A 1897-nucleotide genomic window follows, 5' to 3' on the forward strand; every position below is an offset into this window, starting at 1 on the left:
AGGAGCACCATTGTGCATTTTTCCAGTTCGGTAGACCCACATATAGCTTTTGGCACCGGCAGGTCGTCCATCTTTGCTTACGCAGACAGGCGTCTCATCAGCCTGGAGCACCTGGCTATTGTATAGTTCTTTATGAATTCTATCATAAAGAAGAGAAAGATATCTTTCTCCACACTTAATTGTCCAATTTGCCATGACTTGTCTACTAAGAACTATATCATTCCTTGAAAATTCCTGTTCCAAGCGATATAAGGGTATGGCATTGATATATTTACTATTCATGATAGCAGCTTCTAGTGAAGGAGTGACAACACTATTGCGCAGCAAATCTACTGGTCGCTTACCGCGAATAATTGTTTGATTGTCACTTCCTGCATAGACTGCCACATGGTGTTCCTCTACTTCAAATTTTGCAGGGTGGAAGGAAAGTCTCTTATAAACTTCATCGGGAAGCCTCTTCCACTTGTCTCCAAAATGCACCTTTAGTTCTTCTTCGGATAATTCATGATTAATTACTATAACAGGAAGTTCTTTTAAATCTTCATCACGTTTGCCTATAGCTTTCTTACGCTTATATGGTTTTGGGCAGACTTCTTCCATATCAGGCTCAATAACAAATTTATCAGCTATAGTGACTTCGGCTTCATTGAAGCACATCTCCAATTGACCATCACACACTATCTTCTCTGAAGAACGGCCAAACTTTTGTTGTTTTGATATTTTTAGCTGTTCTAAAATCAAGTTCATATTTTGATTTACCTGTTCTAGCTGAACTTTCTGCTCAGCACAAATCAGAGAAAGATTTTCTGTCAGTTGTTGCATGGACAAGAATAAGGAAATGATGACTTCTTTATCATATTTAATTAGTTCTGTTTCTGTATATTTTTTATCCATATGGTCAAGATACCATATCTAGAAGATAGAAACAATAGATAAAATGCAATTTCTAAAAGTTGTGGAAAACCCTTGAAAATTGCGCCTTTACTGTGGATAAATATGCTATAAAACCCTTGCGGGTGAGAGAACTTTAATGGCTTTCTTTTGATTGATAGAGAGTCCCTCCATTAACCATTTATACTGCTGAGGTGAAACAGCTTTCACCTCCTCTTCATTACGAGGCCATTGAAATTTTCCTGCTTCCAGACGCTTGTATAAAAGAAGAAATCCATCCCCCTCCCACAAAAGTCCTTTGATGCGATCAGTCTTTCTCCCGCAAAACAGAAAAAGAATACCAGGCTTAAATGGATCAAGTTTAAATTGTTGTTGTACCAAGCTGGCAAAGCCATCAATGCCTCTTCTCAAATCACTATAGCCGCAGGCAATGTATATCTTTTCAAAACCAGATGCATCATTTAACATCTGACATCACCTTCAAAACCTTAGAAAGCAATTCTTCTGAAACGGTATTAGAAAGCTCTAATACGTTATTTCCGATGTGGATAGTCATATCAGGTCTAAAGGAAGGATTATTTCTTGAAGAATCCGCAGGAACCGGAAGTTGTACAAAGTTTGACTGGCTTTGAGATTCAGTTTTCTTGAGAGTGCCAAATACCTCTCCCCTAATACGGCGCTGCCAATAGTAAAACTTTTTTTCATTAATATTGTTCTCAAGGCACCAGGCCTTAACGGCCATACCACTACTACGGCATTCGCGTACAATATCTGTCCATTGCATTAAGCGCATTTCATGAGTGATCTTATCCATTAGTACCTCCAAAAAACTAGTTTAATTACTTTAAAAAACTTGTAGTTTTTTAAAGCTTAAATTAATTATCTCAAAAACGCAAGCCAAATACGAGGTACCTATGACTTACCGTTTACCAAATTACTCTGCCAGGTGCTACGGCAAGTGTATTACTTCCGTCATTCCATTGTTCTCTGCTTGCTGCAATTCGAT

At 38.1% G+C, this 1897-nt stretch carries 4 protein-coding genes; all 4 read right to left on the reverse strand.

Features of this window, described 5'->3' with window-relative positions; translation table 11 throughout:
- The coding region (locus ACPUYX_RS20840) for a transposase (RefSeq protein WP_426381496.1) at positions 1–894 on the reverse strand (894 nt) is incomplete at its 3' end.
- 105 nt (positions 895–999) lie between these two features.
- Positions 1000–1359, reverse strand: a complete 360-nt coding sequence (gene tnpB, locus ACPUYX_RS20845; RefSeq protein ID WP_426381497.1) for an IS66 family insertion sequence element accessory protein TnpB — start codon at positions 1357–1359, stop codon at positions 1000–1002.
- On the reverse strand, positions 1349–1705 hold the full coding sequence (tnpA, locus tag ACPUYX_RS20850; RefSeq protein WP_426381498.1) for an IS66 family insertion sequence element accessory protein TnpA: 357 nt from the start codon (positions 1703–1705) through the stop codon (positions 1349–1351). Before tnpA ends, tnpB begins: the two co-directional genes overlap by 11 nt.
- A gap of 112 nt (positions 1706–1817) precedes the next feature.
- Positions 1818–1892, reverse strand: a complete 75-nt coding sequence (locus tag ACPUYX_RS20855; protein WP_426381499.1) for an arginine deiminase family protein — start codon at positions 1890–1892, stop codon at positions 1818–1820.
- Between the last annotated feature and the right edge of the window lie 5 nt (positions 1893–1897).

This window comes from Desulfosporosinus sp. SYSU MS00001 (genome assembly GCF_049943955.1).
GTDB lineage: Bacteria > Bacillota > Desulfitobacteriia > Desulfitobacteriales > Desulfitobacteriaceae > Desulfosporosinus.

Bases quoted from the DNA above. Each gene is read 5' to 3' on its own strand.
- tnpB (WP_426381497.1), bottom strand. From the start codon at position 1,359: ATGTTAAATGATGCATCTGGTTTTGAAAAGATATACATTGCCTGCGGC.
- tnpA (WP_426381498.1), bottom strand. From the start codon at position 1,705: ATGGATAAGATCACTCATGAAATGCGCTTAATGCAATGGACAGATATT.